The organism is Martelella mediterranea (genome assembly GCF_021021415.1).
GTDB classification, from domain to species: domain Bacteria; phylum Pseudomonadota; class Alphaproteobacteria; order Rhizobiales; family Rhizobiaceae; genus Martelella; species Martelella mediterranea_C.
Genome location: NZ_JAINWJ010000009.1, coordinates 168,844 through 194,953, shown reverse-complemented (window position 1 = coordinate 194,953; position 26,110 = coordinate 168,844). Strand labels below are relative to the sequence as shown.

Annotated in this window: 29 protein-coding genes; 23 read left to right on the top strand and 6 right to left on the bottom strand. The window is 63.3% G+C overall.

Annotation, left to right across the window (positions count from 1 at the left end; all coding sequences use genetic code 11):
* Positions 1 to 2: 2 nt before the first annotated feature.
* The 11 genes from K7H91_RS07690 (at position 3) to K7H91_RS07640 (ending at position 7,898) form a co-directional block, all read left to right on the top strand.
* The gene (locus K7H91_RS07690; protein ID WP_230719617.1) at positions 3 to 770 is read left to right on the top strand and encodes an SDR family NAD(P)-dependent oxidoreductase; all 768 of its coding nucleotides are present in this window, start codon (positions 3 to 5) and stop codon (positions 768 to 770) included.
* 28 nt (positions 771 to 798) lie between these two features.
* On the top strand, positions 799 to 2,205 hold the full coding sequence (gene atpD, locus K7H91_RS07685) for a F0F1 ATP synthase subunit beta (RefSeq protein WP_230719616.1): 1,407 nt from the start codon (positions 799 to 801) through the stop codon (positions 2,203 to 2,205).
* Positions 2,206 to 2,207: 2 nt separating this feature from the next.
* Positions 2,208 to 2,612: an ATPase gene (locus tag K7H91_RS07680; RefSeq protein ID WP_230719615.1), complete on the top strand. Its 405-nt coding sequence runs from the start codon at positions 2,208 to 2,210 to the stop codon at positions 2,610 to 2,612.
* Entirely contained in the window at positions 2,609 to 2,905 is a 297-nt protein-coding gene (locus tag K7H91_RS07675; protein WP_230719614.1) for an AtpZ/AtpI family protein, read from the top strand. The genes K7H91_RS07680 and K7H91_RS07675 overlap by 4 nt, the downstream gene beginning before the upstream one ends.
* Positions 2,886 to 3,194, top strand: a complete 309-nt coding sequence (locus K7H91_RS07670; RefSeq protein WP_230719613.1) for an ATP synthase subunit I — start codon at positions 2,886 to 2,888, stop codon at positions 3,192 to 3,194. Before K7H91_RS07675 ends, K7H91_RS07670 begins: the two co-directional genes overlap by 20 nt.
* Positions 3,185 to 3,880, top strand: a complete 696-nt coding sequence (locus tag K7H91_RS07665; RefSeq protein ID WP_230719611.1) for a F0F1 ATP synthase subunit A — start codon at positions 3,185 to 3,187, stop codon at positions 3,878 to 3,880. The genes K7H91_RS07670 and K7H91_RS07665 overlap by 10 nt, the downstream gene beginning before the upstream one ends.
* The gene (locus K7H91_RS07660; protein ID WP_230719610.1) at positions 3,877 to 4,167 is read left to right on the top strand and encodes a F0F1 ATP synthase subunit C; all 291 of its coding nucleotides are present in this window, start codon (positions 3,877 to 3,879) and stop codon (positions 4,165 to 4,167) included. Before K7H91_RS07665 ends, K7H91_RS07660 begins: the two co-directional genes overlap by 4 nt.
* A gap of 4 nt (positions 4,168 to 4,171) precedes the next feature.
* Complete coding sequence (locus K7H91_RS07655; RefSeq protein WP_230719609.1) at positions 4,172 to 4,930, top strand: F0F1 ATP synthase subunit B; 759 nt, start codon at positions 4,172 to 4,174, stop codon at positions 4,928 to 4,930.
* Positions 4,920 to 6,449, top strand: a complete 1,530-nt coding sequence (locus tag K7H91_RS07650; RefSeq protein ID WP_230719608.1) for a F0F1 ATP synthase subunit alpha — start codon at positions 4,920 to 4,922, stop codon at positions 6,447 to 6,449. The genes K7H91_RS07655 and K7H91_RS07650 overlap by 11 nt, the downstream gene beginning before the upstream one ends.
* The gene (locus K7H91_RS07645) at positions 6,433 to 7,344 is read left to right on the top strand and encodes a F0F1 ATP synthase subunit gamma (protein WP_230719607.1); all 912 of its coding nucleotides are present in this window, start codon (positions 6,433 to 6,435) and stop codon (positions 7,342 to 7,344) included. The genes K7H91_RS07650 and K7H91_RS07645 overlap by 17 nt, the downstream gene beginning before the upstream one ends.
* 143 nt (positions 7,345 to 7,487) lie before the next feature.
* Entirely contained in the window at positions 7,488 to 7,898 is a 411-nt protein-coding gene (locus K7H91_RS07640) for a CBS domain-containing protein (protein ID WP_230719605.1), read from the top strand.
* 41 nt (positions 7,899 to 7,939) lie between these two features.
* Here K7H91_RS07640 and K7H91_RS07635 read toward each other — a convergent pair whose 3' ends face one another.
* The 3 genes from K7H91_RS07635 to K7H91_RS07625 all read right to left on the bottom strand — a co-directional run bounded on the left by K7H91_RS07635 (position 7,940) and on the right by K7H91_RS07625 (position 10,421).
* Positions 7,940 to 8,680: a Crp/Fnr family transcriptional regulator gene (locus tag K7H91_RS07635; RefSeq protein ID WP_230719604.1), complete on the bottom strand. Its 741-nt coding sequence runs from the start codon at positions 8,678 to 8,680 to the stop codon at positions 7,940 to 7,942.
* Positions 8,681 to 8,741: 61 nt separating this feature from the next.
* Complete coding sequence (locus K7H91_RS07630) at positions 8,742 to 9,107, bottom strand: DUF5368 domain-containing protein (RefSeq protein ID WP_230719603.1); 366 nt, start codon at positions 9,105 to 9,107, stop codon at positions 8,742 to 8,744.
* Between the two features lie 12 nt (positions 9,108 to 9,119).
* A complete protein-coding gene (locus K7H91_RS07625; RefSeq protein ID WP_230719602.1) occupies positions 9,120 to 10,421 on the bottom strand; it encodes an NAD(P)/FAD-dependent oxidoreductase in 1,302 nt (433 codons plus the stop codon).
* 506 nt (positions 10,422 to 10,927) lie between these two features.
* On the opposite strand from K7H91_RS07625, the gene K7H91_RS07620 reads away from it, so the two are divergent.
* From K7H91_RS07620 to K7H91_RS07595, 6 genes are all read left to right on the top strand, one after another.
* Positions 10,928 to 11,635, top strand: coding sequence for a gluconate 2-dehydrogenase subunit 3 family protein (locus tag K7H91_RS07620; protein WP_230719601.1), 708 nt, complete (start codon positions 10,928 to 10,930; stop codon positions 11,633 to 11,635).
* A gap of 3 nt (positions 11,636 to 11,638) precedes the next feature.
* Positions 11,639 to 13,411: a GMC family oxidoreductase gene (locus tag K7H91_RS07615; RefSeq protein WP_230719600.1), complete on the top strand. Its 1,773-nt coding sequence runs from the start codon at positions 11,639 to 11,641 to the stop codon at positions 13,409 to 13,411.
* 10 nt (positions 13,412 to 13,421) lie between these two features.
* Entirely contained in the window at positions 13,422 to 14,750 is a 1,329-nt protein-coding gene (locus K7H91_RS07610) for a c-type cytochrome (protein ID WP_230719599.1), read from the top strand.
* Between the two features lie 335 nt (positions 14,751 to 15,085).
* Positions 15,086 to 16,288, top strand: coding sequence for an acyl-CoA dehydrogenase family protein (locus K7H91_RS07605; RefSeq protein ID WP_230719598.1), 1,203 nt, complete (start codon positions 15,086 to 15,088; stop codon positions 16,286 to 16,288).
* Between the two features lie 30 nt (positions 16,289 to 16,318).
* A complete protein-coding gene (locus K7H91_RS07600) occupies positions 16,319 to 17,263 on the top strand; it encodes a LysR family transcriptional regulator (protein WP_230719597.1) in 945 nt (314 codons plus the stop codon).
* Entirely contained in the window at positions 17,247 to 17,627 is a 381-nt protein-coding gene (locus tag K7H91_RS07595) for a flavin reductase (protein WP_230719596.1), read from the top strand. Before K7H91_RS07600 ends, K7H91_RS07595 begins: the two co-directional genes overlap by 17 nt.
* 211 nt (positions 17,628 to 17,838) lie before the next feature.
* Here K7H91_RS07595 and K7H91_RS07590 read toward each other — a convergent pair whose 3' ends face one another.
* Entirely contained in the window at positions 17,839 to 18,432 is a 594-nt protein-coding gene (locus K7H91_RS07590) for an exopolysaccharide biosynthesis protein (RefSeq protein WP_230719594.1), read from the bottom strand.
* Between the two features lie 269 nt (positions 18,433 to 18,701).
* On the opposite strand from K7H91_RS07590, the gene K7H91_RS07585 reads away from it, so the two are divergent.
* The gene (locus K7H91_RS07585; RefSeq protein ID WP_230719593.1) at positions 18,702 to 19,409 is read left to right on the top strand and encodes a DNA helicase; all 708 of its coding nucleotides are present in this window, start codon (positions 18,702 to 18,704) and stop codon (positions 19,407 to 19,409) included.
* A gap of 64 nt (positions 19,410 to 19,473) precedes the next feature.
* On the opposite strand, the gene acnA is transcribed toward K7H91_RS07585, so the two are convergent.
* Positions 19,474 to 22,167 (bottom strand): aconitate hydratase AcnA, encoded by a 2,694-nt coding sequence (acnA, locus tag K7H91_RS07580; protein ID WP_230719592.1) that lies wholly within the window; start codon positions 22,165 to 22,167, stop codon positions 19,474 to 19,476.
* Positions 22,168 to 22,442: 275 nt separating this feature from the next.
* Between acnA and ccmA the strand changes: the two genes are divergently transcribed.
* From ccmA to K7H91_RS07555, 5 genes are read left to right on the top strand one after another with little or no spacing between them, the layout of a single operon-like run.
* The gene (gene ccmA / locus K7H91_RS07575; protein ID WP_269066063.1) at positions 22,443 to 23,108 is read left to right on the top strand and encodes a heme ABC exporter ATP-binding protein CcmA; all 666 of its coding nucleotides are present in this window, start codon (positions 22,443 to 22,445) and stop codon (positions 23,106 to 23,108) included.
* Between the two features lie 3 nt (positions 23,109 to 23,111).
* The gene (ccmB, locus tag K7H91_RS07570) at positions 23,112 to 23,771 is read left to right on the top strand and encodes a heme exporter protein CcmB (RefSeq protein ID WP_230719591.1); all 660 of its coding nucleotides are present in this window, start codon (positions 23,112 to 23,114) and stop codon (positions 23,769 to 23,771) included.
* 34 nt (positions 23,772 to 23,805) lie between these two features.
* A complete protein-coding gene (locus tag K7H91_RS07565; protein ID WP_230719589.1) occupies positions 23,806 to 24,576 on the top strand; it encodes a heme ABC transporter permease in 771 nt (256 codons plus the stop codon).
* Positions 24,573 to 24,734, top strand: a complete 162-nt coding sequence (gene ccmD / locus K7H91_RS07560) for a heme exporter protein CcmD (protein WP_018064417.1) — start codon at positions 24,573 to 24,575, stop codon at positions 24,732 to 24,734. Before K7H91_RS07565 ends, ccmD begins: the two co-directional genes overlap by 4 nt.
* Positions 24,731 to 25,318 (top strand): DsbE family thiol:disulfide interchange protein, encoded by a 588-nt coding sequence (locus K7H91_RS07555; RefSeq protein ID WP_230719588.1) that lies wholly within the window; start codon positions 24,731 to 24,733, stop codon positions 25,316 to 25,318. The genes ccmD and K7H91_RS07555 overlap by 4 nt, the downstream gene beginning before the upstream one ends.
* 20 nt (positions 25,319 to 25,338) lie before the next feature.
* Here K7H91_RS07555 and K7H91_RS07550 read toward each other — a convergent pair whose 3' ends face one another.
* Positions 25,339 to 25,986, bottom strand: coding sequence for a septation protein A (locus K7H91_RS07550; protein ID WP_230719587.1), 648 nt, complete (start codon positions 25,984 to 25,986; stop codon positions 25,339 to 25,341).
* Between the last annotated feature and the right edge of the window lie 124 nt (positions 25,987 to 26,110).

The window sequence follows — 26,110 nt, the reverse complement described above, 5'->3', positions numbered from 1 at the left end:
CCATGCAACGTCTGAAGGACAAGACCGCACTCATTACCGGCGGGGCCGCCGGAATCGGACTTGAGACCGCACGGCTTTTCTTGGCGGAAGGCGCGCGTGTGGCGCTGGTCGACCTGCGCGAGGAGGATCTGAAGACGGCGGCCGAAACGCTTGGCTCGTCCGATGTTCTGACGGTCGCGGCCGACGTCTCCTCGCCGGAAGACACCGCACGTTATGTCCGAGAAACCGTGGAACGGTTCGGCCGGATCGACATTTTCTTCAACAATGCCGGGATTGAGGGCAAGGTCGCCCCGTTGACCGAGCAGAAGATCGAGGATTTCGACCGGGTCATCGCCGTCAATGTGCGCGGCCCCTTCCTGGGTCTCCAGAATGTTCTGCCGGTGATGATCGAGCAGAAATCCGGCAGCATCATCAACATGTCGTCGATTGCAGGGTTGAAGGGCAGCCCCAATGTCGCTCCCTACATCACCTCGAAACATGCGGTGGTGGGACTGACGCGCGCTGCTTCAGTGGAGGCGGCAAGCGCCAATGTGCGGGTCAACTCCATCCATCCCTCGCCGGTCAACACGCGCATGATGCGCTCGCTCGAAGACGGGTTCAGCCCCGGCCATGGCGAGGAGATCAAGAATCAGCTTGCCTCCACCATTCCTTTGGGCCGTTATGGTGAAAGCAGCGACATCGCCAATCTCGTGCTGTTCCTTGCTTCCGATGAATCCGCCTTCATCACCGGCGCGCAATATCCGGTGGACGGAGGCATGGCCGCAACGTGATGACCGAACGCCGCCCGGGAGGTCGCCTATGCAGGATGTAAAGCCGGATGAAGGTGTCCTGGATGCCGGAGAGGCCCGCGGGTCTGTCGTGGCGATCCGGGGCGGGATCATCGACGTGGCGTTTGAGGACAGGGTTCCCGGCATCAACAGTCTTCTCATGGCTGGCGACATTCCGATGGAGGTTGCCTCCGTGGTGGGCGAGCGCACCGTGCGCTGTATCGCGTTGAGCGTTGTCGGGGGCCTGGCGCTGGGCGCTGCGGTGACCGATACCGGCGCCGGGATCACGGTTCCGGTGGGCGAGGCGGTTCTGGGGCGGATGCTCGACATGTTCGGCAGGCCGCTCGACGGTCTGCCTCCGCCGGAGGCCGAGGATCGCCGCTTGATTCACGCCGCGCCGCCGCATCTTTCGGACCGGGTGCTGCGCGCGGAAGTGCTTGAGACCGGGATCAAGGCGATCGACCTGCTGTCGCCGATCGAACGCGGCGGCAAGACCGGGCTTTTCGGCGGTGCGGGCGTGGGCAAGACGGTTCTTCTGAGCGAGCTTATCCACAACACCGTCGAGCATCATCACGGCGTCAGCCTGTTCTGCGGCATCGGCGAACGCTCGCGCGAGGCCGAGGAACTCTGGCGCGAGATGGGCGAGGCTGGCGTTCGCGACAAGATGGTGATGCTGTTCGGCCAGATGAACGAGGCGCCGGGCGTGCGGTTCCTCGTCGGCAAATCGGCGCTGACGATGGCCGAATATTTCCGCGATACGCGCGGCCAGGACGTGCTGGTGTTGATCGACAACATCTTCCGATTCGTGCAGGCGGGCTCAGAACTGTCCGGGCTTTTGGGCCGGATGCCCAGCCGCGTGGGCTATCAGCCGACGCTGGCGACGGAGCTTGCGGAGCTGGAAGAGCGGATTTCCTCAACCCGCAAGGGCGCGATCACCTCGATCCAGGCGGTCTACGTTCCGGCCGACGATTTCACCGATCCTGCGGCGGCGCATATCTTCTCGCATCTTTCCGCTTCGGTGGTGCTGTCGCGCAAGCGCGCGAGCGAAGGTCTCTACCCGGCGGTGGATCCGCTGGCATCGACATCGGTCATGCTGACGCCCAACGTGGTGGGCCAGCGCCACTATGACACGGCGCGCGCGGTGCGCCGGACGCTCGCGGAATACGAGGATCTGCGCGACATCATCGCCATGCTGGGAATCGAGGAACTGTCGACGCATGACCGCGCCGTCGTCGCCCGCGCCCGGCGGCTTGAGCGGTTCCTGACCCAGCCATTCTTCACCGTCGGCGCTTCCGCCGGAACGACGGGCAGGCTCGTTTCCATCGACGAGACGCTGGACGGATGCGAGGCGATCCTGTCCGAAACCAGCTTCGACCAGCCGGAAAGCGCCTATTACATGATCGGCAGCCTGAAAGAGCTTGGCGAGGCGGCGACATGAGCATGGCGTCGCAAATGCAGGTTCATCTGCGTCTGCCCTCTTCCGTGTTGTTTGAGGGGGCTGCTACGCGCCTCAGGGCCGAGGCGGAGGACGGGGGCTTCGGCATTCTGCCCAACCATGTGGATTTCGTCACGGCGCTGGTGCCGTCGGTTCTTGTGCTGAGCGAGCCGGACGGGCGGGAGCGGTTCTTCGGCATGGACGAGGGCGTCCTGGTGAAAAAGGGACATACCGTCGAGGTCGCGGCGCGGCGCGGGATCGAAAGCGATGATCTGGAAAGTCTGCGCGACCGCGTGGTCCGCAGCTTCGCCGAACTCGAGGACGAGGAACGCGTGGCCCGCGCCGCCCTTTCGCGGTTCGAGGCCGAGATGGTGCGCCGTTTCGCCAGTCTGAGGAAAATGCAGCCATGAACGAAGAGGACGACCGCTCCACCGACGAAATCGGCCGCCGCGCCGGGCGGATGAAGAAGGCGCGCGACAACCCCGGGCCGAGCCCGCTGCGCGGATTCGGAACCTTCGGTATGATCGGCTGGTCCGTGGCCGTGCCCACGGTGGGCGGCGCGCTTCTGGGCCTCTGGCTGGATCGCGTGGCGCCGCAGGGGTTTTCCTGGACGCTGGCGCTACTGCTCGGGGGCGTTGTCGTCGGCGCCTTCATCGCCTGGGGCTGGGTTGTAAAGGAAGGGAATGACGATGATCGCTCTTGACTGGACATTGGTGGTGCCCGGCCTGCTGGCCGGCGCCGCGGCGGCCGGCCTGTTTCTGGCCGGTCTGGCGCTGGGCATACGGTTTGTCATGCGTCGGTCGCGCCCGGCATTGCTGCTGTTTGTCAGCGCCGCGCTGCGCATCGCCGCCCTGCTCGGGATCGGCTGGTGGGTCGCGGGCATGGGCGCGCAGGCGCTCGTCGCCTTTGCCATTGGCTTTCTCGTGACGCGCACGATCATCGTGGCCGTGGTGCGATCGGGCGAAGCGCGCGAGGTCCCGAAATGCAACTGACGCCCGACGACACGATCGTCTTCACCGTGTTCGGCATCGGCATCAACGCCACGATCGTCAATACATGGATCATCATGGCGCTGCTTGTCGGGCTGTCGGCGCTGATCACCCGCAAGCTGCGCCCGGATGTGCCGCCGAGCCGCTGGCGCACCGCGCTCGAGGTCGTGGTCAGCGGCATTGTCGGCCAGATCGCGGAGGTGACGAGCCATCGCGATCCGCGCATTCTCTATTTCGTCGGCACGCTGTTCCTGTTCATCGTGACCGCGAATCTTCTCATGGTCGTGCCCGGTTTCGACACGCCGACCGCGTCGCTTTCGACCACGGTGGCGCTGGCGCTCTCCGTGCTGGTGGCAGTTCCGGTCTTCGGGATCGGCAGCCGTGGCCTTGGCGGCTACCTGAAGACCTATGCCGAGCCCTCGATCATCATGCTGCCCTTCAACGTCATCAGCGAGGCGTCACGCGGGGTTTCGCTCGCCATCCGCCTTTACGGCAACATCATGAGCGGTGCGGTCATTGCCGCCATCCTGCTGTCCATCGCGCCGTTCTTCTTTCCGGTGGTCATGGACATGCTTGGCCTGCTCACGGGTGTCATCCAGGCCTATATCTTCGCCGTTCTGGCGACCGTCTACATTTCATCGGCCACCGCCGTGCCCGATGCTTCCGACGATAAAAAGGACATGTCATGACTGACCTCTCCATCATTGCGTTCATCTCGATTCTGACCGCCGGGCTGACGGTTTCGTTCGGCGCGCTCGGACCCGCTTTGGGCGAGGGGCGCGCCGCCTCGTCGGCGCTCAGCGCCATCGCGCAGCAGCCCGATTCCGCCTCGACCCTGTCGCGCACGCTGTTCGTCAGTCTCGCGATGATCGAGTCGACGGCCATCTACTGTTTCGTCGTCGCCATGATCCTGCTGTTCGCCAACCCGTTCTGGAACGCGGCGATCGAGGCGGCGGCGCAAGGGGCCGGGGGCTGATATCATGTCGATCGACTGGATCACGGTCGGCGCGCAGATCGGCAATTTCCTGGTCCTCGTCTGGCTGCTCAAACGGTTCCTGTACCGGCCGATTCTCGATGGCATCGACGCGCGCGAGAGCGAGATTTCCACGCGTATGGGCGAAGCCGCGCGGGTCGAGGCGGCGGCTGAAAAGCAGAAGGCCGAATATGAAACCCGGATCGAGGCCCTGCAGGCCAGCCGCGCCGCGACTTTGGAGGCTGCCCGGCAGGAGGCCGAGAAGGAACGCCGCGACATGCTGGCCGAGGCCCGCAAGAAGATCGACCGCGAACAGGCAGAGCGGGCCGCGCAACGCGCCGAGGATGCGCGCGCCTACCGGGCCGAGCTGCAGAAAACCGGTGCCGAGGCGCTGTTGTCGCTGACCCGAAAGGCATTGACCGATCTCGCGGATGAAACGCTGGAGAGCCGCATTGTCGCCCGCGCCGTCACGCGTCTGCCCGAGGTGGCCGACAGGCTGCATGGCGAAGCGCAGCGGGCGGTGGCGCTGACGCGCGATCCGTTGCCCGAGGATGTGCGCGCCCGTCTGCGGGATGCGCTGAGTACCCTCGCGCCGGGCGCCGTCCTGAGTTTCGAGACCGATCCCGCCCGCTCGCCGGGCCTGAGCCTGAAACTGGGCAGCGCGCAGGTGGACTGGACGATCGACGATTATCTCGAAGACCTCGAGGCGATGCTGGACGAATCCATGGACGGCCTTGCGGCCAGGGGAGCGCGCGATGCCGAATGAAGGCGCACCCGAACCCGATACGGTCGATCTGATCCAGAAGCTTCTGGACAGTCCGCCGCCGCCGCCGCGTGTCAGCGAGATGGGCCGCGTGGAGGAAGGCGGCGACGGCGTCGCCATCGTCACCGGCCTTGGCGCGGCGCTGGCCGACGAAGTGCTGGAATTCGCCTCGGGCGTCAAGGGCATCGTGTTCGATCTGGAACCGGGGCGGCTGGGCGTCGTTCTGCTCGGCCCCACGGAAAACGTGGTGCCGGGAGAGACGGTGCGCCGCACCCGTCGTGTCGTCAACGTGCCGGTCGGCGCGCCGCTTCTGGGGCGGGTTGTCGATGCGATTGGCCGACCGCGCGACGGTCAGGGGCCGATCGAGACGAACCATCGCCGGCCCACCGAATGGCCGGCGGCGGGTATTCTCGACCGGCGGGCGGTGTCGCGACCGCTCGCCACCGGGCTGAAGGCGGTTGACGCGGCAGTCCCGGTGGGGATGGGCCAGCGCGAGCTGATCATTGGTGACCGGCAGACCGGCAAGACCTCGATCGCGGTGGATGCGATCCTCAATCAGCGCGAGACCGGCGTATACTGCATCTACTGCGCCATCGGTCAGCGCGGCGATGCCGTCGCCAAGGTCATCGGCGCGATCCGCGAGGGCGGCATGATGGCGCGCACCGTCATCGTGGCGGCGGGCGATGAGGACGCGCCGGGGCTGGTCTATGTCGCGCCCTATGCCGCGATGTCGATGGCCGAAGCCTTCGCGGCCATGGGGCATGACGTGCTGCTGGTGCTGGATGACCTGACCCATCACGCCCGCGCCTATCGCGAACTGTCGCTGCTTCTGCGCCGCCCGCCGGGACGCGAAGCCTTTCCCGGCGACATCTTCTTCATTCATGCACGGCTTCTGGAGCGCGCGGGCCAGTTCGGCGAAGGGCGCGGGTCGATCACCGCCCTGCCGGTTGTCGAGACGCAGGCCGAGAACCTTTCGGCCTATATCCCGACCAATCTGATCTCGATCACCGACGGGCAGATTTACCTGTCGCCGCGCCTTGTCCGGCGCAACCAGTTTCCGGCGGTCGATCTGGGCGTTTCGGTCAGCCGCGTCGGCGGCAAGGCCCAAGCCCGCGCCTTTCGCGAGGTCGCAGGCAATCTGCGCGTCACGCTTTCGCAGTTCGAGGAACTGGAGGATTTCGCCCGCTTCGGCACGCGGCTGGACGAGGACACGCGCGCGCGGCTGGCGCGCGGGGCGGCGGTGCGGGCGGCACTGCGCCAGCCCGAGCGTGATCCGATGCCGGCGGCCGAACAGCTCGCCATCCTCATCGCCGCGACCAACGGTCTGCTGGACGGGCTGGACGAGGACCGGACGTGGCGCGCGATGGATGCGATCCGCCATGCCGTCCGCGAGGATGATGCCGGCCTCGCCGCGGGCATCGCGGCAGACGAACCCCTGACGGACGCGGTGCGCGCCGCGGTTGTCGCCAGGGCGCGCGAGGCCGTCGAAACCGTGGGAAAAGCCGATGACGCAGACGCTTGAACGGCTGACGCGCCGCGCCGACACGATGCGCAGCATTCGCGGCATCGTGCGCACGATGAAGACGGTGTCGGCGATCAATGCCGCGCCTTACGAGCAGGCGGCCCGCGCCATCGAGGCATATCGCGCCACGGTCCTGGACGGGCTGCACGCCTTCATTGCCGCGCAAGGCCCGTTGCCGCCGGTCAAGGATGTCGCCGGAGACCGGATCACGATCGCCTTCGGCTCCGATCACGGGCTTTGCGGCAATTACAACGAGATGCTGGCGGAGGAGGTTCTGCGCGGCGGCGACGCACCGGCGCGGGTGATCTGCATCGGCGCCCAGATGGAGGATGCGCTCGCGGGCCAGGGCATTGCGTCCGATCCCGCGCTGCTGCCGCCGGCGAATGTCGACGGGCTGGGCCGGCTTGCCGGGCGTCTGATCACCCTGCTCGACGATATCCGGGGCGCCAGGGGCGATGCCGGCATCACCGTGTCGCTGGTGTTCATGCAGCGGGCCGAGCACGGCCGGCAGGCGCCGGTAACGCGCAGGCTGCTGCCGCTCGACCCGGCCATGACCGGGGCTCTGGCTGCGCGCCCCTGGGCGTCGCGCAGCCTGCCGACCTTTTCCCTGCCGCCCGGGCGTATGCTCGCCGCGCTTGTCCGCAGCTTCCTTTTCACGGAACTCTACCTCGCAGCCGTCGAGGCGCTGGTGACCGAGAATGCCGCGCGCCTGGCGCGCATGCAGCAGGCCGAACGTGCAATCGACGACCGGCGCGAGGAACTGGCCGGCGAAATGCGCCAGCTTCGGCAAAGCGAGATCACCACCGAACTGCTCGATGTCATCATCGGTTTCGAGGCGTTGAAGACGCATCGAGGCAAGCGGCGCGGGAATGACGAACCCGATCAGAACGGTTAGGGACGGGAGCCCGCTTGATGTGTTTTTCGGGATGGTTGCGTTAACCGCAGTCAAAGCCCGCGGCGAAAGGCGACGCTATACTGAAAAGCAGCATTGAAGACGCGTTGGAAATTGCCTGTAGATGCCCGGTGTGGAGATCGGAGATGTTCGTCAAATCCATCATGCGTTGCCCCGTGACCACCGTCGGACCTGCGGCCTCGGTCCGGGCCGTGGCGGCGTTGATGAAAGAGTGCGACGTTGGCGCCGTCGTGGTTTGCGAGGCGGGGCGTATCGTCGGTATCGTCACCGACCGGGATATCGTGACGCGCTATCTTCCCAATGCTGTGTCCGATGTCGCGGTTGCCGCGATCATGACGCGCGGCGTCGCCACCTGTCGTCCGGGTCAGACGGTCCGCGAAGCGGCGAACCGCATGGGAGACCTGCAGATTCGCCGGCTGGTCGTCGTGGACGAGGCGGGCGCCGTCACCGGCATCATGTCGCTTGGCGATATCGCCAATGACGCCGATGAAGAGCTTGCGGGGCAAACGCTCGGCGAGGTGGTCGAGACGCGCTGAACGCGTCTTGTCGTGTCCGGAAGGCCGGCATCCGCCTTTGCTCAGGATCTCTGTTGCGGCCGGCGCAGCAGGATCTCCTCGCGGAACCGCGCAAGGTCGATCCCCGCAAGACCGCTCAGCGTTTCCAGATCGTTGAGGGAAATCTCATGATCATCGAGATTGGTGATCAGTCCGCTGCGTGCAAACCGGCGCATGGTGCGGCACACATGCACGTTGCTGAGGCCGGAAAACTCTCCGAGCTTGTGCTGGTTCATGGGCAGGAGGAAGCGCCCGTTCCGGGTCAGGCCAAGATGCTCCAGCCGGACATAAAGTTCCAGCAGCGTATAGGCGAGGCGGCACGCAGCACTGCTGCGGCCCATGCGCAACAACAGTTCGGACATGCGCGCTTGCGCCGTCACCAGCATCGCCGTGAGGAGCTCGCGCAGTTCGGCGTGTTCCGGCGCCGGGCCGTTGACGTGTTCCAGCGGTATCGTGACGTAGGTGATATCGGTCAGCGCCTCAACGGTGAAGGCGGCGACGGGGGCGACCGCAGCGCCGATCAACGAAAAATCGCCGGGCAGCATCACGTCGATGATCTGCACGCCGCCTTCGGGCAACGTCTTGGAAAGGGCCGCCCAGCCGGTCAGCAGCAACATCGAATGGGCGGCGTAGTCGGATTCCTGCACGACGTTGCGCCCCTTGACCGCTCGCCGTACGGCCTGTTTCGGGCGCAGCGCCGCATAGGCATCGACCGCCGAGCAGGGGGTGGCATGCGACGTCTGCAAGCTTACGCTGATCTGCATGGTGAACTCCCTCCATCGCTGATGCTTGCGGGCGGCTTTTCCCGCGTGATCCTGACTGTGTTTACTTGCCCTCGTCCGTGGTCCGGTCGGAGCCGATAAGCGCTTCGACGGTGTAGACGAGGATCGCCATGCCGATGGCGCCGGCCGCGGCCACGCCCAAGAGAACGATGACGTCTATCGGCCCGCCCATGTCGGACAGGCGCGAATGGGTCATGACCATGAGAAACCAGACCGCGGCCACCGCGCCGACCGGCATGGAAAGCTGCGCCAGCAGGAATTTTTTCCAACTGACCGAGCGGTCGCGAACGAGAACGTAGAAATAGGCCAGCGTCACGATCGCCGCAGCGGCAACCATGGCCCAGAACACGCCCCGGCCGAAAATTTCCTCGAGAACGGCGATCAGCGTCGAAAGTGTCATGTCTTTCATGTCCGGTCCTCCTCAGGCCTGGCCGCGCAACATTGCATTGTAGGTCGCCTTCAGTGCAACCTCTTTCATCAGCCAGCTTATCCAGAGTTCTTCCAGCGGGGCGATGATGCCGGGAAAAGAGGGCGTCAGATTGTTGCGGTAGTCAAACTCGACCAGCATGGCCCGGCCGATCCGGGTAATCAGCGGGCATGAGGTGTAACCGTTGTAGCTCGCTGTGCCCTCGCGGCCGTCGATGGCGGCGACGAGATGATCCTCGACCACTGGGACCTGCCACTTCACGCTTGCCGCGGTCTTGCCCTTGGGCACGCCCGCCACGTCGCCGAGCGCGAAGATGTCCGGGTAGCGTAAATGACGCAGTGTGTGCATGTCGACCTCAACCCAGCCCTGGTCGGTCCATTTGTCGGACCAGGACAGGCCCGACCCGCGAATGAAGTCCGGCGCGCGCTGCGGCGGGATGACGTGGATATAGTCGTAATCGATTTCCTCATTGCCGTCGCCAGTGGCGAAGGTGGCGCGCTTCGCGCCGGCGTCCACCGCCGTCAGCGTGCGCTGCAGGATCGTGTTGATGCCGCGGTCCTCGAACAGCATCCGCACCTTCTCGGCCACGATCGGCACGCCGAAGAGGGAGGATTGCGGCGCGGTATAGATCATGTTCATCTTGCCGGTGTTGCCCGCCCGGCGGGCGATATCGTCGATCAGAAAGGTGTGCTTGAGCGGCGCGCCGGCGCATTTCATCTCGGTCGCGGGCCGGGTGAATATCCCGATGCCGCCTTCCTCGGTAAACTTCTGCGCCGCCTGCCATGTGCGCGCGGCCTGTTCCGGTCCGCCATAAAGCCCGCCGATGCCGTTCTGGCCGATCATGTCCACGGAAAAGCCTTCGATCGCGCCGTAATCCAGAACCAGACCGGGGGCGAGCACCAGCCAGTCATAATCGATGGTCCGCCCGCTTTCCGTCGAGACCGTCCTGGTCTCGGCATCCACGGCGGCGACCTTTTCCGTGATCCAGTCTATTCCCTTGGGCAACCAGCGGCTTTCGTCCGATGTGACGTAAGAGGCCGGCTTCAACCCGGTTGCCACCAGCGTGAGGCCGGGTTGATAGAGATGCGTGGCGCGCGGATCGATGATCGTGATCCGCGCGCCCGCGAGCCGTTCGCTCAGCCGGTTGGCCAGCGCCGTGCCGGCGGCCCCGGCTCCGACGATGACGATCCTGGCCGACGTCGACACCTGCGCCCGGGCGGGCTTTGCCTCGGTCACCGGCAGCGCGGCCGCAGCGCCGCCGAGGGCTGCCAGGCCGAGGAATTCCCTGCGTTTCATCCGATCTTTCCTCCTCACAAGTAACAAATCGCGGTCGGGACGGCGGTCCCGGACTTCTTTCTGCGCGATAATCTGTCCCTGACAGCCCGGCCATGGTGGTAGCATGGCCTCTTCGGAAATGAAGATGGCTTGCCGGGCCTGCGGCTGTTCGGTCGCCGCCCCGGAGCAGATCATCGGTTGCAGTGATTATAGGTCGAAAACAGCGGCTCAAATTGACCGTGATCAAGTCAGCGCGGGACTTCATATGTCGGAACCGCGGGCAAAGTCCGGGCGTTTCAGTCAACCGGCTTTCAGGAGCGTCACCAAAAGTTTGGTCTTCTCTATCCGGGTCACATGAGGCAAAATGCCACATGTAAAGGATATCGGCCTGTCATCCTCGACAGGACCTGTCTTGTTTCCGGAGGCCACCCGGAAGCACAAAAGCCGCCTCCGTATCCGGAGCGAAATCCGGACTATTCGCAGGCGGGGAGAGATGACCGGCCCCCGGCCGGCGAAAGGAAATAATCATGCGTGACATGCCAGGACGTCCATCCCGGCGCGGGTTCCTCAAGGGAACGGCTGCCGGGGTGGCGATTGCTTCGCTTGCCGGCTCGGCCAATGCGCAAGCGCCCCGGAAGGAACCCCCGCCGCCGCTCGATCAGTATGAGCGGGTCTATTTCAACGAAGCCGAATGGGCGTTCGTCATGGCCGCCTGCGACCGTCTGATTCCCGCCGGCGGCAATGGTCCCGGGGCGATCGACTGTCGGGTGCCGGTCTTCATCGACCGGCAGCTCGCAGGAGACTTTGGCAAGGCTGCCACCTGGTACATGCAGGGACCGTTCGATCCCGCTGCCAATCCCACGCTCGGCTTCCAGAGCCCGTTGACGCCGGCGGAGATCTACCGCCAGGCGATTCCCGTTTTCCAGGACTGGTGTAACCAGACACATGGCGACAGTTTCGAAAATCTCGAAGCGGCAACACAGGATGCTGCGTTGACGTCGCTGCAAAAGGGTGAGGTGGGGCTGGCCCCCGAGCTGCGTGATTTCTTCCAGTTCCTGCTCGCCAACACCAAGGAGGGCTATTTCGCCGATCCATCCTATGGCGGCAATCACGATATGCAAGCCTGGGTCTATATCGGCTTTCCCGGCGCGCGCGGCGCCTTCACCTCCTGGCCGGGCCGCGAGAACGCGCAATATCCGCTTGGCCCCGTGGCAATCAACGGAGACAGGGCATAGATCATGGCAACGAGAACAGATCCCAAGAAAGACGTCGTCATCATCGGCCTCGGCTGGACCGGGGCGATCATGGGCATGGAACTCGCCAATGAGGGGCTCGAAATCCTCGCGCTCGAGCGCGGCGACGACCGCAGCACGGTGCCGGATTTTCAGTATCCCAATATTTTCGACGAACTGAAATACGCCGTCCGCTACGACCTGATGCAAAAGCCGGTCAACTCCACGCTGACCGTGCGCCACAATACGCAAGAGACGGCGCTTCCCTATCGCCACCTCGGCTCGTTCCTGCCGGGCGATGGCGTCGGCGGGGCCGGCGTCCACTGGAATGGCCAGAACTGGCGTCCCCAGGCGATCGAATATCGACTGCGCTCCTATGTCGAGGAGACCTTCGGCGCGGACATCATTCCGGAAGGCATGCAGCTTCAGGACTGGGGCGTGACGGCGGAGGAACTGGAGCCGCACATGACCAAGTTCGAGAGTGTGGCGGGCATTGCCGGCAAGGCGGGCAATATCAATGGCGAGATCCAGGAGGGCGGCAACCCGTTCGAAGCGCCGCGCTCGGCCGAATATCCGATGCCGCCCTTGAAGAATACCTGGGATTCGGAGCTGTTCGCGGATGCCGCCCGCAATATGGGCTACCATCCGTTCCCGCGTCCTGCGGCCAATGCCTCGATCGAATACGTGAACGACTACGGCATGCAGCTTGGGCCCTGCAATTACTGCGGCTACTGCGAGCGCTTCGGCTGCAACAATTACTCCAAGTCGTCGCCGCAGGTCTGCATAATCGATGCGCTGAAACGTAAGCCGAATTTCAGCTACAGGACCCGCTCGGAGGTGCTGAAGATCGAAAAGGCCGCCGACGGCAAGACCGCCACGGGCGTGACCTATTTCGACGAGAAGACCGGCGAGGAAGTGTTCCAGCCGGCCGATCTCGTGCTGGTCTGCGCCTATTCGTTGCACAATGTCCATCTTCTGCTGTTGTCGGAAATCGGCGAACCCTACAATCCCGATACCGGCGAAGGCGTCGTCGGGCGGAACTATTCCTACCAGATGACCGGCGGCACCAGCCTCTGGTTCAGGGACAAGGTTTTCAACCCGTTCGTGGGGACCGGCGCGGGTGGCATGTCGATCGACGATTTTTCGATGTCGCAGATCGATTTTGCCAGCGAAGGCTTCATCGGCGGCAGCTACATCACCTGCGGCCACACGGGCGGACGCCCGATCCAGCAGATGTCTCTGCCGCCGGGCACGCCGGCCTGGGGCGCCGGCTGGAAGGAAGCCGTCGGAGAGTGGTACGGCCACAACCTGTCGATCGGCTCGCACGGCTCCAACATGGCCTATCGCGATACCTGTCTCGATCTCGATCCGACCTACAAGGACCGCCACGGCCGTCCGCTGATGCGCATGACCTTCGACTGGAAGGACAACGACATCAGGATGACCCAGTTCATGAAGGCCAGGATCGAGGAAATCGCCAAGAGCATGAACCCCGATGCCATGGCCTCGGGCTACAAGGGCGATGGCGCGCAATATGACGTGCGTCCCTATCAGTCGACCCACAATGTCGGCGGCGCGATCATGGGCACCGACCCGAAGACCTCGGCGATCAACCGTTATCTCCAGAGCTGGGACTGTCACAACGTCTGGGTCATGGGCGCTTCCGCCTTCCCGCAGAACATTCAGTATAACCCTACCGGTGCGGTCGGCGGCCTCGCCTACTGGGCGCTGGAGGCGTTGCGCAAGGATTACTTGCCCAACCCCCGGCCATTAATGTGAGGAGCGGATCATGAAAACCTTTTTTCGCATCATCCTCGCACTGATCGTCATCGGCGTCGTGGCGCTTGCGGCGATCATCTTCGTGCCGCCATTCCTCACCAAGCCGGATGACAAGCTGGCGGCCGACTGGGAGCCGGCCCCCGGCGAGGCCCGGTACGTCACCCAGATGGCCGACTGTCAGGCCTGTCACACCGCCGAGGGCGGCGAGCCCTTCGCCGGCGGCCGGCCGATCGAAAGCCCGATGGGCACGATCTGGTCAAGCAACATCACCCCCGATGAGCAAACCGGCATCGGCGGCTGGACCTATGATCAGTTCCACGCCGCCCTCGTTGACGGCATCGCGCCGGCCGGCGATCACCTCTATCCCGCCATGCCCTACGAAAACTACCGGCATATGAAGGAGGAGGATATCCGGGCGATATGGAGCTACATCCACAACGATGTCGCGGCGGTCGATAATCCGGTGAAAAAGACCGAGCTCGACTTCCCGTTCAACCAGCGCTGGGGCATTCGACTCTGGAACTGGGCGGCGCTCGGCAAACCCGGCTTCCGACCGGATGACGTGGCGAGCGAAAGCGATCAGCTTGCCCGCGGGGCCTATCTGGTGCAGGCGCTCGGCCATTGCGCGGCCTGCCACAGCCCGCGCAACATGATCATGGCGCAGGACGGCACCAATGCCGACAATCCGGCCTTCCTGACAGGCGGCGAAATCGACGGCTGGACGGCGCCCGATCTGCGCACGGCGGAATCCGCCCTGCAGACCTGGACCGACGCGGACCTGAAGGACTATCTGACGACCGGCCGCAACGCCCATTCCGCGGTGGTCGGCGAGATGCAGCTCGTGGTCGGTGAATCCCTTCAATACATGAAGGACGAGGATGCCGATGCGATGGTCGCCTATCTCCGGGCGATCTCGGACGTCACGCCCGACCCGCAGCCCGTGCCCGACGAGCGGACGACGGACCGGCTCGATGCCGCCGACGATCCGACGACGGCGAAGCTGAAATCGGCCGAAAACCTTTCGGACGGCGAGTTGCTCTATCTCAACAACTGCAATGCCTGTCACATGCCGGACGGCCGCGGCGCGCCCGGCGTGTTCCCGGCGCTGAAAGGCAACTCGCTGGTGACGGCGCCGACGACCAAGGGTCTGACCGAGGTCATCCTCCACGGCGCGACGCTGCCTTCGACGGCCGAGCGACCGGAACGGCTGGAAATGCCGCCCTTCGGCGACCGGCTGTCGGACGCCGATATCGCCACGCTTGCGACCTTCCTCCGCAGCGCCTGGGGCAACTCGGCCCCGGCCGTGAGCGCGGATGACGTCAAGGCCGTGCGCCAGTAACACCAAGGGCCCGCCGTTCGATGAGGCGGCGGGCGCCACAGTATTTCGTTTAGGAAACTCCCAAAAAAATTTGAAACCTAAAGCGAATCGGGTTGCAATTGCCTTGACTCGCAGCGAGCCGTCCGGCAGCGCACGGTTCGTCCTGATTGTTTCACATGAGAAAATAATATATTTAATATCAACTACTTAACAAAGTTTTAGTAATCGAAAAACTGTTACGACAGGACATCGATATTTCAATAATGAATTTCGCGCATTTATAAACTTAAAATTATTAATTTGCCTTATACAGAAAGCTGAGGCTTCCTGTCAGCAGCAATAGACAGGAGCCAACCATGACTGCCGACAGCCATGCCTTGCGCGAGGGCGACATTGTTACGACCAGTATTGATGGTGCTACATTGACGCAAACACCCGAATTTGAAACGCTTCTGGGCGTGCTGGCCGAGCGACAGCGTGAGTTCGAGGAACTGCGCCACATTCCCCGCGATGTCATAGCGCTCATGAAAAAGGCAAGGATATTTCGTTCCGCGACGCCGACCCGGTTCGGCGGCGATGCGCTCGCGCCGCATCATTTTCTGAAGATGATCGATGCCATCGCCACCGTTGATGGTTCAGCCGCCTGGGTTGCGGCCTTCGGCTCCGCCAACACCTACACTGCGGCCCTTTCGGTCGAAGCTCAGGAAGTCATGTACAGGGACGGTCCCGACCAGGTTTTTGCCGGCGGATTGCATCCGGTACAGGAGGCGGTGCGGGTGGAAGGCGGCTGGCGCGTTTCAGGCCAATGGAAGTTTGCTTCGGGCTGCATGGCGGCCGACTGGATCGGCGTTGGCATTGCCGGCCGTCGCGAGGGCGAAAGCGCCGATGCGCCGCCACTGGTGATGATGGCTGTGGCGCCGGCGGCCGAGGTCGAGATTATCGAAACCTGGGATGTCTCGGGCATGCAGGGCACCGGCAGCCATAATACCCGCGTGAAGGACAAGTTCTATTCCGACGCCTGGATATGCGAACGCGGCGCGCCGGGTATTTTTGACGACCTTCTCTATCGCTATCCGGCCATGGCCTATCAGGCAGAGGTTCATGCCGCCTGCAACCTCGGTCTCGCGCGCGCCGCGATCAATCAGGCCATATCGGTCGCCGGAGCCGCCAAGATCATGGTCGGCCATTCAAGGCTGTGCGACCGGGGCTATTTTCTGACCGGGATCGGCGAATGCGAAGCGAAATTGCGCAGCGCCAAGGCATTTTTCTATGAAGCTGCCGAGGCTGCCTGGGACAGCCTGCTGAAGGGCAACCCCGTCTCGGTCGAGGAGAATACGATGCTCCGGCTGAGCGCCAGCAATGCCGCCCGCACCGGCGCCGAAATCGTGCAGCATTGCTACCGGATCGCGGGCATGGGCGTCATCAGCAAGGATAACCCGATGCAACGCTATCTGCGGGATGCCATGGTGGTCACGCAACATGCCGCCGTGGCCGACCTGACGTTTGAAAGCGCGGGCCGGGTTCTGGTCGGGCTCGATGCGCCGCGTGGCTACCCCTGAGGCTTCGCCGGTATAGAAGGAGCGCTGCCCATGGATGACAGGCGCCTATTGCTGTTCGATCTCAATCTGATCAAGGTCTTCATCGCCGTCTATGAAGCGGAGAATCTGACAGTCGCCGCCCAGCGTCTCGGGCTCACGCAGCCGGCCGTCAGCCATGCCTTGCGGCGGTTGCGGGATACATTTGATGACAGGCTGTTCCTGCGCGCGGGCCATGAAATGCATCCGACGCCGGCAGCGACGGCGCTTTACGCGCCGTTTCAGCAATCAATGCGCATCCTGCGGGATTCTCTGGATTCAACGCTGACATTCGATCCGGCGACCTCAACACGGCAATTCCGGCTCGCCATGACGGATACCGGTGAATTCGTGACCTTGCCGCGTCTTCTGAACGCACTGCAGGCCGTGGCGCCGGGGGTCAATATTCAGACGGCCCGGGTGGCGACCGATGCGCTGGAAACGGCGTTGCGCGTCGGCAAGGTTGATGCGGCGATCGGTTATTGTCCGCTTTTGGAAGACACGGCCTGCCGCGGAACGTTTCTTTTGAAAGACCAGTTGATCTGTCTTGTGCGAAACGGCCATCCGGTTCTGGAAAAGGACTGGACCAGGGACAGTTTCTCCGAACTCTCGTTCATCGATGTCAGCCGGGAGGCAACGGGGTATCGCATGGCGCGGACGAGGATCGAGGATTTGGGCATCCAGTATCACATTGCGGCGCGTCTTGAGCATTTCACCATTCTGCCGGAGATCGTCCGACGCACCGACTATGCCGCGATTTTTCCGCGATCGGTTTTCTCCCTGATGCATCACCATGACGATTTGAAACTGTGCGAATTGCCATTCGCCATGCCGGATTATGAAATCAAGTTCTGGACCCATGAGATGTTCAGCGCTGACCCCGGCCTGCAATGGCTGAACGGGGTGCTTCAGCACGTGTTCGAACCACAAAAGGAAGGTTTTCATGCAAACCAGTCCTGAGAATTTTCGCCAGGCCATGGCGATGTTTCCCGGTGCGGTAACCGTCGTGACGACGGGCGAGGGCGACGGGCGCCGTGGAATGACGGCGACGGCGGTCTGCTCGGTTACGGATGATCCGCCAAGCCTGCTTGTCTGCATCAACCGCAAAACCGAAACCGGCGTTGAAATATCGCGCAACGGTCGGTTCTGCGTACAATTGCTGAACGATCGGGATCATGCGTTGGCGCTTCGCTTCGCAGGGGCGACCGGCCTGCACGGGGCAGAGAAATTCGAGCCGGGCCGCTGGCAGACCTGCGTCCTGGGCATGCCGCGCCTTGAAGGCGCGCGGGCCGCGCTTTTCCTGCGTGGTCACGGCCGAGCATGATGTCGGCAGTCACCGGATATTCATCGGGGAGATCAAGTAAATCGACCTTTCGGAGGATGGCGATGCGCTGGTTTACGTTCGCTCGACCTTTAGGAGCCTGATGCCCCACGTTTGAGCGTCGAACTCGAGGTCGTTGCCTTCACCCAGAACCCGGAAGAAGTCGGCCGGGATCGCCAGGAAAGTCACGATGGGGTGAAAAACGCGTGTGAGGTTACAGGATCACGGTCTTGCCGACCCACAAGCCCCCAGCAACCGGAATGATCGCCAGCACCGCGAACAGCCCGTCGCGGCTGAGCATCGAATAGGCGATCAGCGTGACCGCGAGGCCCAGAAAGGCGGAGGCGAACGGCACCAGTTCTAAAACCGGCATCAGCGCGCCAGCGAGTACGCAGGCAAGCGGCAGAATGCGATCCAGCGGGCTGCGGAACAGGAAAGAGAGGCGCCTGTGCGAATGGCGGTCGATGAAGCGCGTGAGGGGCAAGATCTTCTTCATCGCCTTGGCTGCCTTGTCACGTTCGATCGAGCGATGGCGGATGAAACCGGGCAGCCAGATGCTGTTCCGGCCGATCAGCCCTTGGGCCGCGATCAGCACGATCATGATGCCGAACAGGGAGGAGAGCCCCGGTACGCCGCCGAGCGGCGACATCACCAGCAAGGACGGCAGGATCAGCAGCGGCACGAAGGAGGCCGATCCGAAGGTCGACAGCATGTCGTCCACCGAAACCCGCGCGCCATCGGCATGGTCCAAAGCTTCTTTCGTGATGCCGCTCAGCGATTGCGGGTCTTGCTCGGTGCTGTCGCTCACGTGGTGCTCCGCGGGTGGTGCGCTTTTCAGGTGTTATCGGGTGAACGTCGGTAGTCGGACAACGTTCCGCCTTTTGCGGGGAAGCGTTCCGTTTGATCCACGCTTTTGCCGAATCGGATTTGCCGCTATCATGCGTATCGCGCGCTGCTCGCGCCGCCCCCCTCCATTCGGGAAAGCACCTGACGTGCCGAGCTTCACGATGAAACCGTCTGTCCGGACCATCGCATAAGGAGGGATTGCACCGTCGTCCGGGATGGAAGGTTTGCACCATGAAACTCTCCCGACCCGTTTACCGGTTGAAACATAGCGCCAGGAAGCTGGCGCGCGCGGAAGACATTCCGCTCAATCGTGCGCTGGACCGCCTGGCTATCCAGGAAGGCTTTGAAAGCTGGAGCGCGCTTGCCGCCTCCGTTCCCTCGGCCCGTTCCGTCAGCGGCATCTATGAGAAGCTCGCGCCGGGCGACCTGCTGCTGTCGGCGGCACGTCCCGGCCAGGGCAAGACGCTGCTTGCGCTCGAACTCGCGCTGAATGCCGCGCGCGCCGGCCACCGCGCCTTTTTCTTCTCGCTGGAGGAGACGGCAGTCGGCATGCTGCGTCATTTCCGCGCCCTGAACCGGACGCCGGATGAAGGCCGGCTCATGTTCGACGGCAGCGACAGGATTTCGGCGGACTATGTGACAACCTGCCTTGCCGCTTCGCCGACCGGCACGTTCGCGGTGATCGATTATCTACAACTTCTGGACCAGCGCCGCGAAAACCCGCCGCTTGACCAGCAGGTCCGGGTATTGCGCGCCCATGCCCGCCGCCATGGCCATATTCTCGTTTTCGTCGCCCAGATCGACCGTCGTTTCGAGGGGGCAAATCGGGCCTTTCCGACCCTTTCCGACCTGCGGTTGCCGAACGAACTCGATCTCGGCCTGTTCGACAAGGCCTGTTTTATCAATGCCGGGGCGGTCAGGTACGCAGAAACCGCCTGACCACAAAAAAGCCGGGCGGTTCGCACCGCCCGGCTCATGATTCTCAACCGTCAAACCAGCAGCTTTACGCCGCCAGGTCGCGCAGCACCGTTTGCAGGATGCCGCCATTGTTGACGTAGGTGAGTTCATCGAGCGTATCGATCCGGCAGAGGATCGGGACGTCCTTGACCGTGCCGTCGGAGAAGGTGACCTTGGCGATCTTCTTCTCGCGCGGCTTGATGTCGGCAAGACCTTCGATCGAAACGGTCTCGTCTCCCTTCAGCCCAAGGCTTTCCCAGCTTGCGCCGTCTTCGAAGGTGAACGGGATGACGCCCATGCCGACGAGGTTGGAGCGGTGGATACGCTCGTAGCTCTCGGCAATCACGGCGCGCACGCCGAGAAGGTTGGTGCCCTTGGCCGCCCAGTCACGCGAGGAGCCGTTGCCATATTCGCCACCGGCGAAGATGACGAGCGGAACGCCTTCCTTCTTGTATTCCATCGCCGCGTCGAAGATCGACATCTCTTCCTTGGACGGATAGTGGATGGTGTAGCCACCCTCCTTGCCGTTCGGGCCGAGCATGTGGTTGCGGATCCGGATATTGGCGAAGGTGCCGCGCATCATCACTTCATGATTGCCGCGCCGCGTGCCGTACTGGTTGAAGTCGGCAACCGCCACATCGTGGCCCATCAGATATTCGCCGGCAGGCGACTGCGCCTTGATCGAACCGGCCGGAGAGATGTGGTCGGTGGTGATCTTGTCGCCGAAGAGGCCGAGAATGCGGGCATCCTTGATGTCGGAAACGGCCGTCGGCGTCTTGCCCATGCCGACGAAGTAAGGCGGGTTCTGGACATAGGTCGAGTTGTCGTCCCAGGCATAGGTCTGGCCGTCGGGGATCTGAACCGCCTGCCAGTTGTCATCGCCCTTGAAGACGTCGGCATATTTGGTCTCGTAGAGTTCGCGGGTGACGTATTTCTCGATCGTCTCCTGCACTTCCTTCGAGGACGGCCAGATGTCCTTGAGGTAGACCGGGTTGCCGTCCTTGTCCTCGCCGAGCGGCTCGGTGGTCAGGTCCTTCCTCACCGTGCCGGCCAGCGCATGGGCGACAACCAGCGGCGGGGAGGCCAGGTAGTTGGCCTGAACGTCCGGCGAGATGCGGCCTTCGAAGTTGCGGTTGCCCGACAGCACGCCGGCGGCAATCAGGCCCTTGTCGTTGATGGTCTTGGAGACCGGGGCCGGCAGCGGACCGGAATTGCCGATGCAGGTGGTGCAGCCGAAACCGACGAGGTTGAAGCCGAGCGCGTCGAGGTCATCCTGCAGACCGGCCTTTTCCAGGTATTCGGCCACGACCTGCGATCCGGGCGCGAGCGAAGTCTTGACCCAAGGCTTGGTCTTCAGGCCCTTGGCGACGGCGTTGCGGGCAAGCAGCCCGGCGGCGATCAGCACCGAGGGGTTGGAGGTGTTGGTGCAGGACGTGATCGCGGCAATCGCGACGTCGCCATGGCCGAGATCGTAATCGGTGCCTTCGACGGCATAGCGCTTGTCGATCTCGCCCTTGTCCTTCTTGTACATGTCGACCATGGCTTCGGAAAAGCCGGAGGCGATGTTTTCGAGCGCGATCCGACCTTCCGGGCGCTTCGGACCGGCCATGGACGGCACGACGTCGCCGAGGTCCAGTTCGAGCGTGTCGGTGAAGACCGGATCCTCGCCGCCCGATTCGCGGTACATGCCCTGTGCCTTGGTATAGGCATCGACCAGCGCGATGCGCTCCTTGGTGCGGCCCGACATGTCGAGGTAACGCAGGGTTTCGAAGTCAACCGGGAAGAAGCCGCAGGTCGCGCCGTATTCCGGGCCCATATTGCCGATCGTGGCGCGGTCGGCGAGCGTCATCGAATCAAGGCCGGCGCCGTAGAACTCGACGAACTTGGAGACGACGCCCTTCTTGCGCAGCATCTGAACCACGGTCAGCACGAGGTCGGTCGCGGTGACGCCTTCCTTGAGCTGTCCGGTGAGCTTGAAGCCGATGACTTCCGGCAGCAGCATGGAAACCGGCTGGCCAAGCATCGCGGCTTCCGCCTCGATGCCGCCGACGCCCCAGCCGAGAACGCCGAGGCCGTTGATCATGGTGGTGTGGCTGTCAGTGCCCACACAGGTGTCGGGGTAGGCGACTTCCGCGCCGTCCTCTTCCTTGGTCCAGACGGTCTGGCCGAGATATTCGAGGTTGACCTGGTGACAGATGCCGGTGCCGGGGGGCACAACGCGGAAGTTCTTGAACGCCTGTTGGCCCCATTTCAGGAAGCGGTAGCGTTCGCCGTTGCGCTTGTATTCATATTCGACATTGTGGGCAAAGGCCTGCGGCGTGCCGAATTCGTCGACGATGACCGAGTGGTCGATGACGAGGTCGACGGGCACCAGCGGATTGATCTTTTCCGGATCGCCGCCGAGATTGACGATGCCGTCGCGCATGGCGGCCAGATCAACGACGGCGGGGACGCCGGTGAAGTCCTGCATCAGCACGCGGGCCGGGCGGTAGGCGATCTCGGCGCCGGCGGTGCCCTTGTCGTTAAGCCACTTGGCGACAGCAAGAATGTCGTCTTTGGTGACCGAGCGGCCATCTTCGTTGCGAAGCAGGTTTTCCAGAAGAACCTTCATGGAGAACGGAAGCTTCGATACGCCTTCGAGCCCGTTCGCCTCGGCCTTCGGCAGGCTGAAGTAAACATACTCTTTACCGTCCACATCGAGTGTGGAACGACATTCAAAACTGTCCAGTGATTTAGCCACGGATAAAACCCCGCTCATTCTGATTGGCCTAGACCAGCCGTGCGAACGCCCATGTACATACGACATAAGGATGCGGGTACGACCATTTCCGCTGTCCGCACGTGGGACAAATGCCCCAGGTTCGGCGCAAGGATGTGATTCACGCCGGCCGCTGGCGTGGTTGCGCATCTTATAGATAATTTCTAAGAAAGGTGCCAGATCAACTGTGTTGAAATTTGAAATTTTTTTAAATTTGTCGTTCGCACGGCAGAGACGGCTCCAGGGATAGAGACATCATGACAATTGCCGTCAGGGCCGATGATCTGACCGTGAGCCGGGGCGACCTGCTGATTTTCAGCGGGCTTTCGCTGTCGCTTGTCGCCGGCGAGAGCCTGGTGTTCACGGGCCCGAACGGGGCGGGAAAGTCGACCGCGCTCAGGGCAATGCTGGGGCTGGTCGGCGGGGCGGAAGGCAAGGCCTCGTTTTTTGCCGGCGACGGTGCCGAACCCCTGCCGCTTGCCTTCGCCGCCCATTATCTCGCCCATCTGAACGCCATGAAGCCGGAGATGACGGCGCGTGAAAACCTCGACTTCTGGAAGGCGCTGACGGGCGATTTCGGCGACGGCGTGGGCATGGCGGTCGATGATGCCGCCGATGCGGTTGGTCTCGCCGATGTGCTCGACCTGCCTTTCGGTTTTCTCTCGGCGGGCCAGAAGCGGCGGATCGCGTTTTCTCGTCTGTTATGCAGCCATCGCCCCGTATGGCTGCTCGACGAGCCGACTGCGGCGCTCGACAGCGCGGCGAAAACGCTGTTTTCCGGCCTCATGAATGCGCATCTTGCCGCGGGCGGGATCGTGATCGCGGCGACCCATGAACCGCTCGATCTCGCGCACACGAAGGAAATGCGCTTTGCCGGCCCGGTGCGGCTTGCCGCGGATCCCTTCATGGATGCGGAGGCTTAAGCGATGTGGGCGCTTTATCGCCGCGATGTGCTTCTGTCTGTCCGCGCCGGCGGCGGCGCGCTGGTGGGCCTGTTGTTTTTTCTGTCGGTGGTCGCGGTCGTGCCCTTCGGCGTCGGTCCCGATCTGGCGCTGCTGGCGCGGATCGGGCCGGCCATGGTGTGGATCGCGGTGCTGCTGTCGACGCTGATCGGGCTCGACCGCATGTTCCGTGCTGAGCGCGACGACGGCTCGCTCGACATTCTGAAAATGCGCGACGAGCCGCTGGTGCTGATCGTGCTGGTCAAATGTTTGGCGCATTGGACCGGCTATGTCCTGCCGCTCGTCATCTTGTCGCCGGCCATGGGGCTGTTGATGAATATCGGCCCGGCCGGGCTCGGCGCGGCTTTCGTCACGCTTCTCGTCGGCTCCCCGGCGATCACCTTTATCGGCGCGGCGGGGGCGGCCATCGCGGTCTCGCTGCCGCGCGGCGGGCTGCTGGTGCCGATCCTGATCCTGCCGCTCTCGATCCCGGTGCTGATCTTCGGCGTCGGGGCGAGCTATGCGGTGACCTCCGATATCGATCCGTTCCTGACGCCCTTCCTGCTGCTCACCGCGATCACATTGTTTTTTGCGGTGGTCGGCCCGGTTGCCGCGGCTGTGGCCTTGCGTCAGGCGGATGATTGAGCGAAACCATGATCGACAGCAAGCGGTGACGGCGATGAACCAGACGATGGCAAAGGGCGGAATGTTTTCGGGGCTTGCGAACCCGACGCGGTTTCTGGGCCTCGTCCGGCGCGTGCTGCCGGCCATGATCGCCGTCACCGTCGCGCTTTTCGCCGTCGGGCTTTATTTGTCCTTCACCTCCGAGGCCGATTATCAGCAGGGCGACACGGTGCGGATCATGTATATCCATGTGCCCGCCGCCTGGCTTTCGATGATGTGCTATGTGGTGATGGCGATTGCCGCGCTCGGCACGCTGGTCTGGCGTCATCCGCTCGCCGATGTCGCCCACAAGGCTGCCGCGCCGATCGGCGCCGCCTTCACCTTTCTGGCGCTTTTGACCGGCTCGCTCTGGGGCAAGCCGATGTGGGGCGCGTGGTGGGTTTGGGATGCGCGGCTGACCTCGGTGTTCATCCTGTTTTTGATGTATCTCGGCATCATCGCGCTGCACCGCGCTGTGGACGAGCCCCAGCGCGCCGCCCGCCTTGCCGCGATCCTGATCCTCATCGGCGTCGTCAATATCCCGATCATCAAGTTTTCCGTCGACTGGTGGAACACGCTGCATCAGCCTGCAAGCGTGATCCGGCTTGACGGGCCGACCATCGATCCGGTGTTCCTGTGGCCGCTTGCCGTAATGGCGCTCGCCTATACTTTCGCCTTTTTCACCATGCATCTTGCCGCCATGCGCAACGAGATCCTGCGCCGCCGCGTTTCCGCCATGCGCCGGGTCGCGGCCAGCCGGGCGGAAGCGCCGAGGATGACCCATTGAGCCACGCCTTCTTCATCTACGCCGCCTATGGCGCGACCGCGCTGGTATTCGCCGCGCTGGTGCTCTGGCTGCTCGTCGACGGCCGCGCCAGGCGGCGCGAGCTTGACGCTCTGGAAAAGGCGGGCGCCGCCCGCCGCAGCGTCCGGGGCCGCTCATGAGCGAAAGCGAGAAGGGCAAAACGCGCCGCTATCTGGTCGCGGCCATTCCGCTGGTCGTGGTTGTCGGTCTGTTCGGCGTGTTCGGCTGGCAGTTCGTCTCGGGTCACGATCCGTCCGAAATTCCCTCCGTCCTCATCGGCAAGCCGGCGCCTGCGATCAATCTGCCCGCGCTTGAGGGCAGCAACCGCCCGGCGCTTGACGATGCCGCGATTGAAGGCAAGTTCACGCTGGTGAACGTCTTCGCCTCGTGGTGCATCCCCTGTCGCGCCGAGCACCCTTATCTCATGGAACTGTCGAAGGATCCGGCGATCAACCTCGTCGGCATCAACTACAAGGACAAGCCGGCAAACGCGCTGAAGTTCCTGAACGAGCTCGGCAATCCCTATGCCGCGATCGGCGTCGACGAGAACGGCGCGGAGGCGATCGACTGGGGCGTCTACGGCATCCCCGAGACCTTCGTGGTCGGCGCAGACGGCACCATCATCTTCAAGAAGATCGGCCCGATCGACCAGACGTCCTATGAAAAGGAAATCCTGCCGGTTATCAACCGCAGCATCGGCCCGGCGTCGAAGTTGATGAACTGACGCGGAAGAGACGAGAGGCGTCAGCTCTCCTCGGCTTCCTCCTCCGCCGGGTTCACCGTATGCCGGTTGATCAGCGGCATCTGGAAAAGCGTGAAGGCGATGGTGATCGGCATCGTGCCCCAGACCTTGAAATTGACCCAGAAATCCGCGGAGAAATTGCGCCAGACCACTTCGTTCAGCACGGCCAGAAACACAAAGAACACGCCCCAGCGGAAGGTGAGCTTGCGCCAGCCCTCGTCATCGAGCCGGAAGGCGGAGTGGAACACGTAGCCGAGCAGCGAGCGGCCGAAGACGAGGCCGCCGAGCAGGACGGCGGCGAACAGGCCGTTGACGATGGTCGGCTTCATCTTGATGAAGGTTTCGTCCTGCAGCCAGATCGACAGAGCCCCGAACACCATCACCACCGCGCCCGAAACCAGGGGCATCAGCGGGATATTGCCGAGCACGATGCGCGATCCGATCAGCGATATCACGGTCGCGATCATGAACAGCGCGGTCGCCACCAGAAGCGGCGTGCCGAACACGGAAAGCGCCGGAAAGGTGTTCATCAGCCACTCACCGCGGAAATTGGCGAAGAAGAACACCATCAGCGGGCCGAGCTCGAAGGCAAGCTTGAGGAACGGTTCTTCCTTCTGCTCCGTGGTCAGTTTTTTCGTGGTGTCGGTCATCGTCCCGCCGGTTTTTTGATCGTGATCTGCTAAGTGGCCTGTCGGCCGCGTCTCATCAACCCCAAAAGCGGCGAATTTGGGTATGTGAGGCGCAAAAGCGGCATTTTGGGCGGTCGTCGCTATG

Coding starts and splice junctions, on each gene's coding strand:
- K7H91_RS07555 (WP_230719588.1), top strand. CDS start 24,731: ATGAGCGAAAGCGAGAAGGGCAAAACGCGCCGCTATCTGGTCGCGGCC.
- K7H91_RS07550 (WP_230719587.1), bottom strand. CDS start 25,986: ATGACCGACACCACGAAAAAACTGACCACGGAGCAGAAGGAAGAACCG.
- K7H91_RS07630 (WP_230719603.1), bottom strand. CDS start 9,107: ATGAAAGACATGACACTTTCGACGCTGATCGCCGTTCTCGAGGAAATT.
- K7H91_RS07680 (WP_230719615.1), top strand. CDS start 2,208: ATGGCGTCGCAAATGCAGGTTCATCTGCGTCTGCCCTCTTCCGTGTTG.
- ccmB (WP_230719591.1), top strand. CDS start 23,112: ATGTGGGCGCTTTATCGCCGCGATGTGCTTCTGTCTGTCCGCGCCGGC.
- K7H91_RS07665 (WP_230719611.1), top strand. CDS start 3,185: ATGCAACTGACGCCCGACGACACGATCGTCTTCACCGTGTTCGGCATC.
- ccmA (WP_269066063.1), top strand. CDS start 22,443: ATGACAATTGCCGTCAGGGCCGATGATCTGACCGTGAGCCGGGGCGAC.
- K7H91_RS07615 (WP_230719600.1), top strand. CDS start 11,639: ATGGCAACGAGAACAGATCCCAAGAAAGACGTCGTCATCATCGGCCTC.
- K7H91_RS07595 (WP_230719596.1), top strand. CDS start 17,247: ATGCAAACCAGTCCTGAGAATTTTCGCCAGGCCATGGCGATGTTTCCC.
- K7H91_RS07650 (WP_230719608.1), top strand. CDS start 4,920: ATGCCGAATGAAGGCGCACCCGAACCCGATACGGTCGATCTGATCCAG.
- K7H91_RS07640 (WP_230719605.1), top strand. CDS start 7,488: ATGTTCGTCAAATCCATCATGCGTTGCCCCGTGACCACCGTCGGACCT.
- K7H91_RS07655 (WP_230719609.1), top strand. CDS start 4,172: ATGTCGATCGACTGGATCACGGTCGGCGCGCAGATCGGCAATTTCCTG.
- K7H91_RS07585 (WP_230719593.1), top strand. CDS start 18,702: ATGAAACTCTCCCGACCCGTTTACCGGTTGAAACATAGCGCCAGGAAG.
- K7H91_RS07600 (WP_230719597.1), top strand. CDS start 16,319: ATGGATGACAGGCGCCTATTGCTGTTCGATCTCAATCTGATCAAGGTC.
- K7H91_RS07670 (WP_230719613.1), top strand. CDS start 2,886: ATGACGATGATCGCTCTTGACTGGACATTGGTGGTGCCCGGCCTGCTG.
- K7H91_RS07675 (WP_230719614.1), top strand. CDS start 2,609: ATGAACGAAGAGGACGACCGCTCCACCGACGAAATCGGCCGCCGCGCC.
- K7H91_RS07690 (WP_230719617.1), top strand. CDS start 3: ATGCAACGTCTGAAGGACAAGACCGCACTCATTACCGGCGGGGCCGCC.
- K7H91_RS07605 (WP_230719598.1), top strand. CDS start 15,086: ATGACTGCCGACAGCCATGCCTTGCGCGAGGGCGACATTGTTACGACC.
- K7H91_RS07635 (WP_230719604.1), bottom strand. CDS start 8,680: ATGCAGATCAGCGTAAGCTTGCAGACGTCGCATGCCACCCCCTGCTCG.
- K7H91_RS07610 (WP_230719599.1), top strand. CDS start 13,422: ATGAAAACCTTTTTTCGCATCATCCTCGCACTGATCGTCATCGGCGTC.
- K7H91_RS07565 (WP_230719589.1), top strand. CDS start 23,806: ATGAACCAGACGATGGCAAAGGGCGGAATGTTTTCGGGGCTTGCGAAC.
- K7H91_RS07620 (WP_230719601.1), top strand. CDS start 10,928: ATGCGTGACATGCCAGGACGTCCATCCCGGCGCGGGTTCCTCAAGGGA.
- K7H91_RS07625 (WP_230719602.1), bottom strand. CDS start 10,421: ATGAAACGCAGGGAATTCCTCGGCCTGGCAGCCCTCGGCGGCGCTGCG.
- atpD (WP_230719616.1), top strand. CDS start 799: ATGCAGGATGTAAAGCCGGATGAAGGTGTCCTGGATGCCGGAGAGGCC.
- K7H91_RS07660 (WP_230719610.1), top strand. CDS start 3,877: ATGACTGACCTCTCCATCATTGCGTTCATCTCGATTCTGACCGCCGGG.
- K7H91_RS07645 (WP_230719607.1), top strand. CDS start 6,433: ATGACGCAGACGCTTGAACGGCTGACGCGCCGCGCCGACACGATGCGC.